Origin of the sequence: Paraburkholderia sp. GAS333, assembly GCF_050435665.1 — a bacterium.
Lineage (GTDB): Bacteria > Pseudomonadota > Gammaproteobacteria > Burkholderiales > Burkholderiaceae > Paraburkholderia > Paraburkholderia fungorum_A.
In genome coordinates this window covers 158,729-174,406 of record NZ_JBNDKS010000003.1, presented here as the reverse complement: position 1 = coordinate 174,406, position 15,678 = coordinate 158,729, and the positions used below count along the sequence as shown (strand labels likewise).

Annotated in this window: 15 protein-coding genes; 3 read left to right on the top strand and 12 right to left on the bottom strand. The window is 60.9% G+C overall.

The window, feature by feature from the left end:
- Window positions 1-11: 11 nt before the first annotated feature.
- The 9 genes from ABH945_RS16635 to ABH945_RS16595 form a co-directional block, all read right to left on the bottom strand.
- Window positions 12-923 (bottom strand): ABC transporter permease subunit, encoded by a 912-nt coding sequence (locus tag ABH945_RS16635; RefSeq protein ID WP_074769434.1) that lies wholly within the window; start codon window positions 921-923, stop codon window positions 12-14.
- Window positions 920-1,894: an ABC transporter permease subunit gene (locus ABH945_RS16630; RefSeq protein WP_429251218.1), complete on the bottom strand. Its 975-nt coding sequence runs from the start codon at window positions 1,892-1,894 to the stop codon at window positions 920-922. The genes ABH945_RS16635 and ABH945_RS16630 overlap by 4 nt, the downstream gene beginning before the upstream one ends.
- Window positions 1,891-3,054, bottom strand: a complete 1,164-nt coding sequence (locus ABH945_RS16625) for an ABC transporter ATP-binding protein (protein WP_074769430.1) — start codon at window positions 3,052-3,054, stop codon at window positions 1,891-1,893. Before ABH945_RS16625 ends, ABH945_RS16630 begins: the two co-directional genes overlap by 4 nt.
- Before the next feature lie 214 nt (window positions 3,055-3,268).
- Window positions 3,269-4,390 carry a polyamine ABC transporter substrate-binding protein gene (locus ABH945_RS16620; RefSeq protein WP_074769428.1) on the bottom strand — a complete coding sequence of 374 codons (1,122 nt, stop codon included), beginning with the start codon at window positions 4,388-4,390 and terminating at the stop codon, window positions 3,269-3,271.
- A gap of 74 nt (window positions 4,391-4,464) precedes the next feature.
- On the bottom strand, window positions 4,465-5,907 hold the full coding sequence (locus tag ABH945_RS16615) for an aspartate aminotransferase family protein (RefSeq protein ID WP_429251217.1): 1,443 nt from the start codon (window positions 5,905-5,907) through the stop codon (window positions 4,465-4,467).
- A gap of 38 nt (window positions 5,908-5,945) precedes the next feature.
- The gene (locus ABH945_RS16610) at window positions 5,946-7,280 is read right to left on the bottom strand and encodes a glutamine synthetase family protein (RefSeq protein WP_429251216.1); all 1,335 of its coding nucleotides are present in this window, start codon (window positions 7,278-7,280) and stop codon (window positions 5,946-5,948) included.
- Window positions 7,281-7,312: 32 nt separating this feature from the next.
- Window positions 7,313-8,107 (bottom strand): gamma-glutamyl-gamma-aminobutyrate hydrolase family protein, encoded by a 795-nt coding sequence (locus ABH945_RS16605; RefSeq protein WP_429251215.1) that lies wholly within the window; start codon window positions 8,105-8,107, stop codon window positions 7,313-7,315.
- A 319-nt stretch (window positions 8,108-8,426) separates the two neighbouring features.
- The gene (locus ABH945_RS16600; RefSeq protein ID WP_429251214.1) at window positions 8,427-8,648 is read right to left on the bottom strand and encodes a hypothetical protein; all 222 of its coding nucleotides are present in this window, start codon (window positions 8,646-8,648) and stop codon (window positions 8,427-8,429) included.
- Window positions 8,649-8,860: 212 nt separating this feature from the next.
- Window positions 8,861-9,121, bottom strand: coding sequence for a hypothetical protein (locus ABH945_RS16595; RefSeq protein WP_429251213.1), 261 nt, complete (start codon window positions 9,119-9,121; stop codon window positions 8,861-8,863).
- Here ABH945_RS16595 and ABH945_RS16590 point away from each other — a divergent pair.
- The 3 genes from ABH945_RS16590 (at window position 9,114) to speB (ending at window position 12,344) form a co-directional block, all read left to right on the top strand.
- Window positions 9,114-9,665 (top strand): cupin domain-containing protein, encoded by a 552-nt coding sequence (locus tag ABH945_RS16590; protein ID WP_429251212.1) that lies wholly within the window; start codon window positions 9,114-9,116, stop codon window positions 9,663-9,665. The genes ABH945_RS16595 and ABH945_RS16590 overlap by 8 nt on opposite strands.
- Window positions 9,666-9,753: 88 nt before the next feature.
- On the top strand, window positions 9,754-11,247 hold the full coding sequence (locus tag ABH945_RS16585) for an aldehyde dehydrogenase (RefSeq protein ID WP_429251211.1): 1,494 nt from the start codon (window positions 9,754-9,756) through the stop codon (window positions 11,245-11,247).
- 134 nt (window positions 11,248-11,381) lie between these two features.
- Entirely contained in the window at window positions 11,382-12,344 is a 963-nt protein-coding gene (speB, locus tag ABH945_RS16580; RefSeq protein WP_429251210.1) for an agmatinase, read from the top strand.
- 99 nt (window positions 12,345-12,443) lie between these two features.
- On the opposite strand, the gene ABH945_RS16575 is transcribed toward speB, so the two are convergent.
- The 3 genes from ABH945_RS16575 to ABH945_RS16565 form a co-directional block, all read right to left on the bottom strand.
- A complete protein-coding gene (locus ABH945_RS16575; RefSeq protein ID WP_074769412.1) occupies window positions 12,444-13,463 on the bottom strand; it encodes a VTT domain-containing protein in 1,020 nt (339 codons plus the stop codon).
- A gap of 343 nt (window positions 13,464-13,806) precedes the next feature.
- On the bottom strand, window positions 13,807-14,223 hold the full coding sequence (locus tag ABH945_RS16570) for a cupin domain-containing protein (protein ID WP_074771159.1): 417 nt from the start codon (window positions 14,221-14,223) through the stop codon (window positions 13,807-13,809).
- Window positions 14,224-14,384: 161 nt separating this feature from the next.
- A complete protein-coding gene (locus ABH945_RS16565; RefSeq protein WP_429251209.1) occupies window positions 14,385-15,635 on the bottom strand; it encodes an MFS transporter in 1,251 nt (416 codons plus the stop codon).
- Window positions 15,636-15,678: the final 43 nt, after the last annotated feature.

Genomic DNA, 15,678 nt, shown 5'->3' with positions numbered 1-15,678 from the left:
CAAAAAAATGCTTATGCGCGAGCGGCGTCGAGCGGTTTTCGAGCGGTGGTGTGTTGTAGGGATGACGGCAACGGGTCGGCGGATTCGGCGATCGCGAAAGCCATCTGCATGTCGCGATTGCGTTTGCGTTCACGCAACTGCATCCAGCGGTTCACGACGATCACCCCGATCGTCACCGTGGTAATGAAGATCGTCGCGAGCGCGTTCATCTCCGGGTTCAGACCGAGGCGCACTCGCGAAAACACCACCAGCGGCAGCGTGGTCGAGCCGGGGCCGGACAGGAAGGCGGACAGCACGAGGTCGTCGAAAGAGAGCGTGAACGACAGCAGCCAGCCCGACATCAGCGCCTGCGAAATCAGCGGCAATGTGATCAGGAAGAACACCTTGAATGGGGTTGCGCCGAGATCGAGCGCGGCTTCTTCGAGCGACTTGTTGAGTTCCTTGACACGCGACTGCACGATGATCGCGACATACGACACGCACAGCATCACGTGACCGATCCAGATCGTGAAGAGGCCGCGACCCTTTGGCCAGCCGAGCATCTGTTCGAGCGCGACGAACAGCAGCAGTAGCGAGATGCCCTGAATCACTTCGGGAATCACGAGCGGCGCGTTGATCATGCCGGCGAATAGCGTGAAGCCGCGAAAGCGCCCGAAGCGAGCGAGCACGAAACCCGCCCATGTACCGATCACGACGGATGCGCACGCGGTCAGCAAACCGATCTTCAGCGAGAGCCATGCGGCGCTCAGCAATTCGCCGTCCTGCAACAGCGCGCCGTACCATTTGAACGAGAACCCGGACCACACCGTGACGAGCTTCGACTCGTTGAACGAATACACCACCAGGCTGATGATCGGAATGTAGAGAAAGAGAAATCCGAATGTGAGCACGCCGTTGGAAAGCGTTCTATTAGGCTTGATCATTTCGTGCCCTCCAGTTCCCGGACCTGGTAGTACTGGAACACGGCCATCGGCACGAGCAGCAGCAGAACCATCGCGACGGTCACGGCGGACGCCATCGGCCAGTCCATGTTGTTGAAGAATTCATCCCACATCACGCGGCCGATCATCAGCGTGTCGGCGCCGCCCAGCAGTTCCGGAATCACGTATTCGCCGACTGCCGGAATGAACACCAGCAAACTGCCGGCGATAATGCCGTTCTTCGACAACGGCAACGTGATGCGCGTAAAGGCGGTCCACGGTTTGCAGCCGAGGTCGTAAGCGGCTTCAAGGAGAGTCAGGTCCATCTTCACGAGGTGCGCGTAAAGCGGCATCACCATGAACGGAAGGTACGAATAGACCATGCCGATATAGACGCCGATATCCGTGTGATAGAGACGCAACGGCGAATGAATCAGACCGATCGACATCAGCGTGTGATTGAGCAGGCCGTCGTCTTTCAGAATGCCGACCCATGCATAGACGCGAATCAGGAACGATGTCCAGAACGGCAGCATCACGCCCATCATCAGCAGGTTGCGGCGCGACGGTTCCGAGCGCGCGATGTAGTACGCAATCGGATAGCCGATCAGCAGACAGAAGAAGGTCGACACAGCGGCCATCTTCAGCGAGCTGATATACGTAGCGATGTACAGATCGTCTTGCAGCAGGAACGCGTAGTGGCTGAGCTGCATCGCAAAATGCACCATGCCGTTTTCGATCGTCACGAGATTCGTATACGGCGGAATGCCCATGCGCTGATCGGCGAAACTGATTTTCAGCACCAGCACGAACGGCAACGCGAAGAACACCACGAGCCACAGGAACGGTACGCCGATGACAGTCGTGCGGCCGGAGGGCAGCAGCATGCCGATGCGCTTTTTCAACGCGCCTAACAAGCCGCTCGCGGATGGCGCAGCGAGCGCCGCGCTGGAGGAGGTGGCGGGATTTTTCATTGCGTCAGCACCACGCCGCTGTTGGGCGACCAGTAGACGAACACGTCGTCGTTATAGGAGGGCGCACCTTCGCTCATCAGATGCGAGCTGGAGAGATTCGACACCACCGTCTTGCCGCTCGGCAGACGCACGTGGTACAGCGAGTAGCTGCCCATGTATGCGACATCGGAGACCACGCCGCGCGCCCAGTTATAGGGCGCGGCCGGTTTATCGAGCGACACCTTCACGCGCTCGGGACGCACGGAGATACCCACCGGCATGCCAAGCGGACCCGTTACCCCGTGGCTCACGTAAATGCGCGATTCCAGATCCTCGCTTTCGACGAAAATGTGATCCGGTTCATCGGCGACGACGGTGCCTTCGAAAAGATTCGTCGAGCCGATGAATTCCGCCGAGAAACGGCTATTCGGAAACTCATAGACCTGGCTCGGCGAGCCGATCTGCACGATGCGGCCTTCGCTCATCACCGCGAGACGGCCGGCCATCGTCATCGCTTCTTCCTGATCGTGCGTGACCATCACGCAGGTCACATCGACCTTCTCGATGATGTTGACGAGTTCGAGCTGGGTCTTCTGGCGGATCTTTTTATCGAGTGCCGACATCGGCTCGTCGAGCAGAAGAAGCTTGGGACGCTTGACCAGCGAACGCGCAAGCGCCACCCGTTGTTGCTGCCCGCCCGACAATTGATGCGGCTTACGCTGCGCGTATTTGCTCATCTGCACGAGATTCAGCGCATCGGCGACGCGTTCCTTGATCTCGTTCTTCGGCGTGCCTTCCTGTTTCAGACCAAAGGCGACATTCGCCTCGACGCTCATGTGCGGGAACAGCGCATACGACTGGAACATCATGTTGACCGGGCGCCGGTAGGGCGGCATCGCGGCGAGATCTTCGCCGTCGACGAAAATACGTCCTGACGTGACCGTTTCGAGCCCCGCGAGCATCCGCAACAGCGTGGACTTGCCGCAGCCGGAGCTGCCTAGCAGCGCGAACAGTTCGTTTTTCGCGATGCTCAGATTGACGTTGTCGACAGCGGTGCTGTCGCCGAATTTCTTCACGACGTTTTCGATGCGGACGAATTCGTCCGGTTTCGATTTTGTCGCCACTGCGGGCCGGGTCATCTGGGTGACGCTGGCAGTGTTGTGTGAGGCCGTCGAGTTCATGATGTAACCGTTCCTTGCGAATCGCGGGCGCAAGTGTCTCCCTACGAGGCGCGGGACGCGTCTCGCAACGTGCGCTGCGATTGGAAAACATGGGACTGCGCGCGAATCGGACTTTGAAAGCGCGCAGGCTGACTACCGTGACTGCATTTCATGCGCTCAGGTTTCGAGCGATCCCTGAGCGCGGGATCGGATTTCTATCAGGCGGTTTAATTGATCAATGGCCGGTTTTAAGCTGTGCCCAAAGCCGGTTTTCGAGGCGCAGAATGTCGGTCGGCATCGGCTTCATCAGCGTCATCTTGCTGAGTACTTCGTCGCCCGGATAAACGGTTTTGTCCTGCGCGACAGCCGGAACCACGAACTGGCGCGCGGCCTTGTTCGCGGTCGGATAGAACACCTCGTTGGTGATCGCCGCATTGACCTTCGGGTCGGAGATGTAGTTGATCCACTTCAGCGCGGCTTCGGGGTGCGGCGCGTCTTTCGGAATCACCATCACGTCGAACCACAGCAGACCGCCTTCCTTCACGTTCGAGAATTTGATCTGATACGAGCGTTTGGCTTCTTCGGTACGGCGGCTTGCAATACCGACGTCGCCCGACCAGCCGAGTGCGACGCACACATCGTTGTTCGCGAGATCGTTGATGTAACCCGACGAATTGAACTGCGTGATATACGGGCGGATTTTCTTGAGCACTTCGAAAGCGGCCTGATAGTCGGCGGGGTTCGTGCTGTTCGGGTCTTTGTGCATGTATTGCAGCGTGGCGGCGAAAACGTCGACGGCCTGGTCGAGAATCGACACGCCGCAGCTTTTCAGCTTCGAGAGGTTGGCCGGATCGAACACGAGCGACCAGCTATCCACCGGCGCGTTCGCGCCGAGCGCCTTCTGCACGGCCTGCACGTTATAGCCGATACCGTCGGTGCCGTACGCCCACGGCACACCGTACTGATTGCCAGGATCGGCGTCCGAGATCATTTTCATCAGCACCGGATCGAGATTCGCGAGATTCGGCAACTTCGACTTGTCGAGCTTCTGATAGACGCCGGCCTGAATCTGCTTGGCCATATAGTTCGAGGTCGGCACCACGATGTCATAGCCCGAGCTGCCCGCCAGCAGTTTTGCCTGCAACGTGTCGTCGCTATCGTAGTTGTCGTATTTGACCTTGATGCTGTCCTCTTTCTCGAAGTTCGAAATCGTATCTTTCGCGATGTAATCGGACCAGTTATAGACATTCAGTTCCGTGTCGGCCGCAAGGGCCGGCGTAACCGATAACGCCGCAAAACCGGTAAAGGCGAGAAGCGCGGCCCCCGCGACCGCATGACGAAGATGACTAACGCTCATGGTTTTTTCCCTTGATGTGAAGAGCCGGCATGAGCGCGATGTGTGGGTGTGCCCATGCCGGAAACGAACCGCCGTTACGAAATGCCGAGTTGTTGTGCTGTTGCATCGAAAGCCTGTTTGGCCTTCGAAACGATTTCGTCGATTTCCAGTCTGCTAATGGTGAGCGGCGGCGACAGCAGCATCCGGTCGCCGCTGGCGCGCATGATCAGGTTGCCGTTGAAGCAGAAGTCGCGGCAGATCGTGCCGACGTCGCCGCCATTCGCGAAGCGCTTGCGCAATGCCGGGTCCTGTGCGAGTTGCACGCCCGCCACCATGCCTGCGCCCGCTACTTCACCGACGATCGGATGATTGGCGAAGGTGTCGCGCAATTTTTTCTGGAAGTAGGGGCCGGTATCGGTCTTCACGCGTTCGATGATTTTCTCGTCGCGCAGAAGTTTGAGGTTGGCGACCGCGACGGCCGCCGCCACCGGATGACCGGAGTACGTCAGGCCGTGATTGAAGTCGCCATGCTCGATGATCGCTTTGGCGACGCGGTCATGCAGCCCCACTGCGCCCATCGGCACATAGCCGCTCGTGAGCCCCTTGGCGAGCGTGATGAGATCCGGTTCGAAGCCGAAGTGCTGATGCGCGAACCATTCGCCGGTGCGGCCGAAGCCGCCGATCACTTCGTCGGCGACCAGCAGAATGTCGTATTTACGGCAAATGCGCTGGATTTCCGGCCAGTACGTCGAAGCCGGGAAAATCACGCCACCCGCGCCCTGGAACGGCTCACCGATAAATGCGGCGACATTGTCCGCGCCGAGTTCGAGGATCTTCGCTTCCAGTTGTTGCGCGCGAGCCAGTGCGAATTCTTCCGGCGTCACGTCGCCTTGCGCTTCGCCGAAGAAATACGGCTGGTCGATATGCACGATGTTCTCGACTTTCGACGGCATCTGGTCGTGCATGTAACCCATGCCACCGAGCGTGCCGCCTGCAATCGTCGAACCGTGATAACCGTTCTTGCGCGAGATGACGAATTTCTTCGAGTGCTTGCGTTGCGTGGCCCAATATTGATGGACGATACGCAGCACCGTGTCGTTGCCTTCCGATCCGCTATTGCAATAGAAAAAGTGATTGAACGGTTCGGGCGCGAGTTCCGCAAGCAACGCCGACAACTCGATCACCGGCGGATGCGTGGTCTTGAAGAAGGTGTTGTAGTAGGGCAGTTCCTGCATCTGCCGGAACGCGGCGTCCGCCAGTTCCTTGCGGCCGTAACCCACGTTCACGCACCACAGGCCCGCCATCCCGTCGATGATCTTGTTGCCGTCCGAATCCCACAGGTACACGCCCTCGGCCTTGACGATCACGCGGCTGCCGCTGCGATTGAGCGAGCCCATGTCCGAGAACGGATGAATGTGGTGCGCGGCGTCGAGCGCGCGATAGTCGGCGGTGCTGCGTTGCGCAGCCTTCGCGCTCGCTGCGGATTGTGCGGCGAGCACCGGCTGCACGTACGCGACTTCTTCTGTTCTGTAGCTCATTGTTGCCTCCAGTAGTTTTGCGGATGCGGCTGCCGTTCTCAAACGTGCAGCAGCAGATGCCGGCGTTCCCATGAACTGATCACACGGAAAAACGCTTCGTATTCGGTTTCTTTCAGCGCGAGAAATGCTTTGACGAACTTCTCGCCGAGTACTTCTGCAATCGGCTCGCACGCGCCCATCAACGTGAGACCTTCTTCCAGATTGCGCGGCAGCTGATAGGGCAATTCGTAACCGTCGCTGACGAGCGGCTCGGTGGCCGCGAGGTTTTGCGTCATGCCGAGATAGCCAGCGGCGAGCGTTGCTGCAATTGCCAGATACGGATTGCAGTCGACGCCCGGAATGCGGTTCTCGATACGGCGCGCGGCCGGCCCGGAATGCGGAATCCGGAAGCCCACGGTGCGGTTGTCGTAGCCCCACGCCACGTTGATCGGCGCAGCCATGAAGCGCGACAGGCGGCGATAGGAGTTGATGTACGGCGCGAAGATCGGCATCAGCGCGGGCGTGTATTTCTGCAAGCCCGCGATATAGCTGGTGAACAGTGACGTCGGCTTGCCGTCGGCTGCGGTGAAAACGTTCTGACCGGTTTCCTCATCGAGCAGACTTTGATGCATATGCATGGCCGAGCCCGGTTCGCCTTCCATCGGTTTGGCCATGAACGTCGCGTACATCTTGTGACGCAGCGCGGCCTCACGCACCGTGCGCTTGAACAGGAACACGCTGTCGGCGAGTTTCAGCGGATCGCCGTGCATGAAGTTGATTTCCATCTGCGCCGCGCCGACTTCGTGAATCAGCGTGTCGACTTCCAGTTCCTGCACCTCGCAGTATTCGTAAATGTCTTCGAATAGCGGGTCGAATTCGTTGACCGCTTCGATCGAATACGCCTGACGTCCTGTTTCCGGACGCCCCGTGCGGCCGATAGGCGGTTGCAGCGGCAGGTCCGGGTCCTTGTTCATATCGACCAGATAGAACTCGAGCTCGGGTGCGATCACCGGCTTCCAGCCTTTGGCCTTGTACAGTTCGAGCACGCGGCGCAACACGCGGCGCGGCGAAATGGCGACCGGCGTGCCGTCGAAGTGAACGCAATCGTGGATCACCTGGGCGGTGGGGTCGACCGCCCACGGAATCATGCGGATGGTGCTGGCGTCGGGCACGCACACCATGTCCGGGTCGGTGACGCCGGTGAGGGTGCCGTCTTCCGGGTAGTCGCCTGTGACGGTCTGGATCATCACCGCCTGCGGCAAGCGCATGGATTCGCCCGACTCGAACTTGCTGCGCGGAATGATCTTGCCGCGCGCGATCCCGGCCATATCCGGGATGATCGCTTCGATTTCGGTGACACGGTTCTTCTTCAGAAATTCGTCGATGTCATGCATGTTGGTTCTCTCAGTTTTGGTGCGTGACCGGCTCAGGCATGCGTGGCGGCGGCGGATGCCGCGCCATAGCCGGCTCTGGTCCGCATTCGATCGCGGCAGGCGTCGCCGAACGCCCGAAAGATCGCGGTAGACAGCGCATCGCTCGCGTGCTTCCACTCCGGGTGCCACTGCACACCCAGCGCGAAGGCGCGCGCGTCGTTCACGCTGACCGCTTCGATCAGGCCATCCGGCGCAAAGGCTTCGGCCGTGAGGCCGACGCCCAGCCGCTCGACGCCCTGGCCATGCAAGGAATTCACGCGCACTTCATTCACGCTGCGGGCGAGGCGCTGCAACAGGCCGCCTTGCGCGAGCGTGATTGAATGAGACGGCGCGTATTGCACGTCGAGGTCGTCTTCCTTGTTCTCGCGATGGTCGTTCAGACCGGCCACCGCGTGAACGCTTTGATGCAACGTCCCGCCGAACACCACGTTCATTTCCTGGAAGCCACGGCAGACCGCGAGAACCGGCACGCCGGCGGCGATCGCGGCGCGCAGCAACGGCAGCGTCGTTGCGTCGCGAGCCGCGTCGTGCAGCGTGCCGGGTGCGCTCGGCTGACCGCTGTAGTGGTGCGGCTCGACATTCGAATAGCTGCCGGTGAACAGCAGGCCATCGACTGTTGCGAGCACGTCGTCGACCGGTTGCCGTTCGCCGAGCGCGGGCAACAACATCGCCAGCGCCTGCGAGCCGTCCACGATGGCAGCAATGTACTTTTCGCCGACCGTGTGCGATGGATGGACGCCCATCATTGTTCTATCGGCGGTAACGCCTACCAGGGGTTTCTTTCGCATAACGAATAGACGTGAGTGTTCATCGCGGGACGCGACATGAACAACGCTGGATAACGTTCAGGCGCAACGCGGCACGACCCGGCAGCGTCGCGCAATGCACGAAGCCGCTGAATACAGGCAGCCGGTTTTTACCGACTACGTAACGCGTTGAACCGGATAAATTGTCGAGTCGTTCGATTCGATCCGTGTACGTCGGTCCGCAGGCTGATCCGGATGAAACACACAGCCGGCACATAGCACCGCACATGCGTGATTCACACGGCTCGAAAGAGCGCGCTGACGCAAACGGATGAATCGAACGACGAAAAGGAGGGAGGCGCTACGGCAGCAGCGAAGCGACTTCGTCCGTGCGCACCGCAATGAAGGCGCGCGCGGAGATGGAGTTGTGACGTCGAACGGAACGGCGGGAGAGGATCGTGAAGACGGACAGGAAGCGGCGAAACGCAAGGCTGCCGTTGCTGCCGTCGGCGATGACGCCGTCAGCGCGGGGACAACCCGTCTGACTACGATTCCATCTCACCAAAGGGCCTCGGACTCTCACGATTAGACTCGACTAGCGACGTTGAAATTATTGAACGGGCTTTTCAGAATCCGCACAGGGCGTTTAAAGAAACAGCACGTTTGGGGATGATCGTCTCGAACCTCGGCAACTGAATTCGTCTCGCCATCAAGTCATATTGCTGACTTTGTGTGGTGGTACGACGATCGCCTGAGAACCAGCATATACGAACCAAAAAAGCCGTCAAATCATTTTTATAAAAGATTTACCGAGGCTTTCCCCAAGTGTTGCGGATAGAATTTTGCACTCGCAGCACGAGTGGTGCAGTGCGCATATTCGTCGATCACCAGGGTTTCCCCCAGCGGCGCAATACCCAAAGTGATTAGAATATTCAACACTCTTGAGTACCCGGCACTGAAATAGACGCGGTTCAGGTTGCCGTTTTCGCTATCCGCCGCATGCTGCGTTATCGGCATCCGGTTGCATGCCACATCTGAGAGCCTGGCGATGTCCATTGAAGTAGCAACGCGATTGCAATACATCCGCAAACGGCATGGCCTGTCGCAGCGTGAGCTGGCGAAACGGGCCGGCGTGACCAATGGCACGATTTCGCTGATCGAGCAGAACCGTGTGAGTCCGTCAGTCGGTTCGCTAAAAAAACTGCTCGAATGTATTCCGATGAGTCTTGCCGAGTTCTTCACATTCGAAGTCGAAGAAGAGCGTTCGGTGGTATCGCGCTGCGCGACCATGCCGAACCTCGGCAACGAGTCGATCGAGCTTTACCTCGCCGGGTCGAGTGTGAAGGACCGCAACATGGGCATTCTGCGCGAGGTCTATCAGCCGCTGTCGGATACGGGCCCGGAGATGCTGGAGCACGAGGGGCACGAGGGCGGCGTGGTAGTGAGCGGGCAGATCGAACTGACGGTGGACGGCGCGACCTGGCTGCTCGACCCCGGTGACAGCTATTACTTCGAAAGCCGTCTTCCGCACCGTTTTCGCAATCCCAGCGCGGAGCATGTCTGCGAGATCGTGTCGGCCAATTCGCCGCCCACGTTCTGACAACTTCGCGCCAACGCGCGGCGACCCATACCAGGCCGCACGACACGAAAGCCGGTTGACGTCGCTCGCACAACATTGAGGCATCCTGATGGAAAACAAATCTCTCGCATTCTGGCAAGACAAGGCCGCCACGCTGTCGATCGAAGGCCGCGCGTTTATCGACGGCGAATATCGTGACGCCGCCAGCGGTCGCACTTTCGACTGCCTGAGCCCGATCGACGGAAAGTTGCTGGCGAAGGTCGCGGACAGCGGCGCAGCGGATGTCGACGCCGCCGTCGCCGCGGCGCGCCGCGCGTTCGATTCCGGCGTATGGTCGGGTCTGAATCCGCGTCAACGTAAAGCGATTTTGCTGCGTTGGGCGGCGTCGATTCGCGAACACATGGACGAACTCGCGTTGCTCGAAACGCTCGACGCAGGCAAGCCGATCGGCGACACCACGTCGGTGGACGTGCCGGGCGCGGCGTATTGCGTCGAGTGGTTCGCCGAAGCGATCGACAAGATCGGCGGCGAAGTCGCGCCGTCCGATCATCATCTGGTCGGACTCGTCACGCGTGAGGCGATCGGTGTGGTGGCAGCGGTCGTGCCGTGGAATTTCCCGATCCTGATGGCATCGTGGAAGTTCGGGCCCGCGTTGGCCGCAGGCAATAGCGTGGTGCTGAAGCCGTCCGAGAAGTCGCCGCTCACGGCGATCCGCCTCGCGCAACTCGCACTCGATGCAGGCATTCCGGCGGGCGTGTTCAACGTCGTGCCGGGCGCGGGCGAGCCGGGCAAACTGCTTGCGTTGCATCACGATGTGGACTGCCTCGCGTTCACCGGTTCGACCCAGGTCGGCAAGCTGATCATGCAATATGCAGGGCAGTCGAACCTGAAGCGCGTGTGGCTCGAACTCGGCGGCAAATCGCCGAACATCGTGTTGCCCGACTGCCCGGACCTCGATCGCGCGGCGAACGCGGCGGCCGGTGCGATCTTCTACAACATGGGCGAGATGTGTACGGCGGGTTCGCGTTTGCTCGTGCACCGCGATATCAAGGATATCTTCATCGACAAGCTGATCGCGGCCGCGCGCAGCTATACACCGGGCAATCCGCTTGATCCGGCCACGTCGATGGGCGCAATCGTCGACAAGGTTCAACTCGAACGCGTGCTCGGCTATATCGAAGCGGGCCGCGCTGAAGCAAAGCTGCTGCTGGGCGGCTCACGTGTCGACGAAGAAAGCGGCGGTTTCTTTATCGAGCCGACTATCTTCGAGATTCCGGCCTCGGGCGCGAAGATCGCGCGCGAAGAAATCTTCGGGCCGGTTCTGTCGGTGATTACATTCGATACGGTCGACGAGGCGATCAGTATCGCTAACGATAGCGAATACGGACTCGCCGCTGCCGTATGGACCTCGAACCTGACCACGGCACACGACGTGTCGCGCAAGTTGCGCGCGGGCACGGTGTGGGTCAATTGCTACGACGAGGGAGGGGACATGAACTTCCCGTTCGGCGGTTATAAACAATCGGGCAACGGCCGTGACAAGTCGTTGCACGCACTGGAGAAGTACACCGAGCTGAAGTCTACGCTGGTGCGGCTGCGCTAAAGGATTCGCAAGCCAGCGCGGCGGCGGGTGTAATGCACGCCGCCGCGTTCCCAATGAATCCGAAGCCGGATGTCGCGCGCGCTACCGGAAACTTTGCGCGCGGCGCCGGTACGTTATCTGGTATCAGGTCATCCATGACTGAACTTATCTATGGCGACGGGGCTGTCCGTCGGTCCTCGCTCTACGGCTCATCGATCGAAAACACCTATGCGGGCGTGCTGTCGTTCATGCGACGCAATTACACCCGCGAACTCGACGGCGTCGATGTTGTTGTCTCCGGCGTGCCGCTCGATCTGGCTACGACGTTCCGCTCGGGCGCGCGTCTCGGTCCCGCAGCGGTGCGCGCGGCGAGCGTGCAGTTGTCGGAGTTGCATCCGTACCCTTGGGGCTTCAATCCGTTCGACGACCTCGCGGTGATCGACTACGGCGACTGCTGGTTCGACGCGCACAATCCGCTGACCATCAAGCAGTCGATCGTCGAACACGCACGCAAGATTCTGCGCTCGGATGCGAAGATGCTGACGCTCGGCGGCGATCACTACATCACGTATCCGCTGTTGATCGCGCATGCGGAGAAGTACGGCAAGCCGCTGTCGCTGATTCATTTCGATGCCCATTGCGACACCTGGGCCGACGATAGCCCCGACAGTCTGAATCACGGCTCAATGTTCTACAAGGCGGTGAAAGACGGGCTGATCGATCCGGCAACCTCGGTGCAGGTCGGCATTCGCACATGGAACGACGATTTCATGGGGATCAATATTCTCGATGCCGCGTGGATTCACGAGCACGGCGCGCGCGCGGCCATTGAGCGGATTACGTCGATTGTGGGGGGACGTCCCGCCTATCTGACCTTCGACATCGACTGTCTCGACCCTGCGTTCGCGCCGGGAACGGGTACGCCGGTGGCAGGTGGTCTGTCGTCGGCGCAGGGGCTTGCGATCGTGCGCGGACTCGGTGCGCTGAACCTGGTGGGAGCGGATGTCGTCGAAGTGTCGCCCGCTTACGATCAGAGCGAGATTACCGCGATTGCCGCCGCTCATATCGCGTGCGATCTGCTGTGTCTGTGGCGTCAGCGGAAAGTGCAGCAGCGGTAGAGCAGATGCTTGCCCACAACGTTGGATCGGCCGTATTTCTGCATTCGGCGTACTGGTAAAAGCGCATGAAAAAGGCGGGCATTGCGCCCGCCTTTTTAACTACTCGGTCACGCTCGCCCGCACCGTGTATTCGCCTTCATTGCCTTTATCTTCGATCATATGCGCCATCGCGGTATTGAAGTCGGCCGGCAAGGGTTCGACCGGATAGCCGCGCTTTTCCCATGCATCGAGGCCGCCCTTCAGCGCACGAATATGATGAATGTTCTTGCGATGCAACTGGCTCACGATCCGCTTGGCCGTGGCCTCGTTCGGACACACGCAATAGACGACGATCGGCCGCTTCAGCAACTCGGGATGGATCGGATCGGGCGAATCGAGATCCAGCGGCCGCGCGCCCGCAATCCGGTGCGATTCCTTTTCGCGCACGCTGTGCGGACGCGCATCGAGAATCAGCGGCGGTTCGTTGGACTTCATCAACGCGTCGAGCTGATCCGGCGTGATGCGCGTGTGCGCGAGCCAGCGGCGAAACTGCAGGCGACGTACCCAGCGATACAGCAAGGCCGCAACGAAGATGGCCGCGAACGCGTCGAAGATCGTGCCGCCGTTCTGTCGCACGAGAAGCACCAATTGCACGATCTGGTCATGCAACGCAGCGCCGCCGATCACCCACACGCTCGCCCATAACGTTGCACCGATCAGATCCCACAGCAGAAACACGCCGACGCTGATCGCGGTCGTGCCGAGCAACGGGGCGGAGATCAGGCCGAGGCCCGGCAAAAATTTCGCGATGGTCAGGATCGGCGCGCCGTGGCGCTCATAAGTATTGCGCGCAACCCGCACCGTGGTGTCCAGCGATAACGAGAAGCGCACCAGATAGTTCAGCAGACGCCGGCCATACGCGCGACCGGTGAAGAACCACAGCGAGTCGGCGATCAGCGTCGCGGCGACGGCGGCGAAGACGACGTTGGCATACGAGGTTTGTCCCATGGCTGCCATGGTTCCACCGAAGATCAACATCGGCGCGGCCGGAACCGGCAGGCCGAGCTGGGTGACGAGCACGCTCATGAAGACGGCCCAGACGCCCAGAGAGGGTGGAATCGCAACAGGGAAATGCCACACAACCGCGCTCCTGAGAATGCAATAAGGGATTGAAATAAGTCCGCGTCGGGTCGCTGCGTTGCGGACACGCAGCGCATGTTCCGTTCCCGAGGTGACGCGAGCATGTCGTCAGCCGGTTCCCATGTCGGAATGGCCGGAACAGTTCGTGAAACCGGTGCGGAAAGCGGATTTAAGCACAGGTGGCAAAAAGCCGCTGCGAGGAGGGCTTGACGCGGCGCGAATTCTCGCAGGCGCGAGTGCCGCGTGCAAGCCGGAACCGGGCCCGTCCGGGGCGGGCGAGCCTATAAAAAAAGATGCCGCTCAGTGACCTGGCGGCTCGGCTGGGACGTGTGCTTTTTTCAACTCACGCATCCGTCGCGGGATCGTAGGGCGTGACGCGTTCATGCTCGTCCGCGTGATTGCGCGCGACGATCGCGCGCGCGGCGGTGGTGGCGTCGAGATTGAACGGTTGATGGGGGACACCAGGCGGAATGAACAGGAAATCCCCCGGCTCGGTAATCACCGATTCGCGCAAACCCGGCCCGTAGCGGGTCTCGATCCGGCCTTCGAGCTGGTAGATCGCGGTTTCGTAGTCGGCGTGGAAATGCGGTTCGGCGTGGCCGCCCGGCGGCACTACGACCATGTACATCGACAAACCGGTGCTGCCCGCGGTGCTCGCGGAGATGCCGACAAAGTAGGGCAGCCGCTGGGTGGTCGCCATTTCCCGGTCGGGACGCACCTTGACGACCGGTGCCCGCGCGTCGTGCAAAACGTCTGACATGATTGCTCCTGCCGTAAGCGCCGCCGCCGCGATCGGGTTGGTGATGTCAGTGGTGTCGATTGGGTCGACGCCGGTCGTCGTGGTTCGGCTCATGCTCCCTGAGAATCAGGGAAGTCTAGACGATAGCGGCTGCATTAGCGTCTCCCGCGATGCGACAAAACTTAGGCAACCGCGGGCTGGGAGCGCAACCCGGGCGTGGTCACCGCGGAGTCGTCGATGGGAAAATGCAGCAGCGCCGCGACGAGTCCGCTGACCACCGTCGCTTCCCACAGCAACGAATACGACCCCGTCAGATCGAACACCAGCCCGCCGAGCCACGCGCCGAGGAACGAGCCGATCTGATGGCTCAGAAAGCACACGCCGAACAGGCTGCCGAGGTGGCGCGTGCCGAATACTTTCGCGACCAGCCCGCTGGTGAGCGGCACGGTGCCGAGCCAGGTGAGCCCCATGATCGCCGCGAAAATCACCACCGACGTCGCGCTTTTCGGCAGCACAAAGAACGCGCCGATCGTCACGCTGCGGATCAGATAGAGCCAGCCGAGCACATGATGCTGACGGAAGCGTCCGCCGAGCCATCCGCATCCCCAGCTGCCCGCCATGTTGAACAGGCCGATCAGCGCGAGCGCGGTCGCGCCGAGTCCGAGCGGCATATGGCACAGCGTCAGATATTCGGGCAGATGCGTCGAGATGAACGCAAGCTGGAATCCGCAGGTGAAGAAACCGAGCGTCAGCAGACGGTAGCCGCGATGCCGGCTCGCCTGCGCAAGCACCTCGCGCAGCGGCACGGCCGGTGCTTCGCGAACGGTAGCGCCGACTTTTGCGCGTCGGTCGAGCACGATGCCGAGCGGCGCGACCAGCAGCATCAGGAAGGCCAGCGCGAACAGCGACGCGGCAATCCCCGACCCGAGCCGGATGCTCTGGACCAGCGGAATCATCAGCACCTGCCCGGCCGAGCCGCCCGCGCTGACCACTCCCATCGCCATGCTGCGCTGTTCCGGCGTCGCCACCCGGCCGACTGCCGGCAATACCACGCCGAACGTCGTGCAACTCACGCCGATGCCCACCAGCAGCCCCATGCCGACGATCAGCATCGCGCCCCCCGGCGCCACCGCCGCGAGGCCGAGGCCGGCGGCAAAGGTGGTCGCGCCGAACGCGACCACGGGCGCCGAGCCGTAGCGGTCCGCCGCCGCGCCCGCGAACGGTTGTGCGAAGCCCCATACCAGGTTGTGCAGCGCGATCGCGAAGGCGATCAGCGTGACCGGCAGGCCGCGGTCGAACGAGAACGGGCCGATGAACAGCCCGAAAGTCTGCCGGATGCCCATGGCCGCACTCAGGATCAGCGCACCGGCAAGGATCACGACGGTCGTCGTGTTGAAGGCGGGGGTGAAGCGTCTGCTGTTTGCGCTCGACATGGTTTGATCTCCTTTGACCGGAATGGTCGCAGCGAGCGTCGGG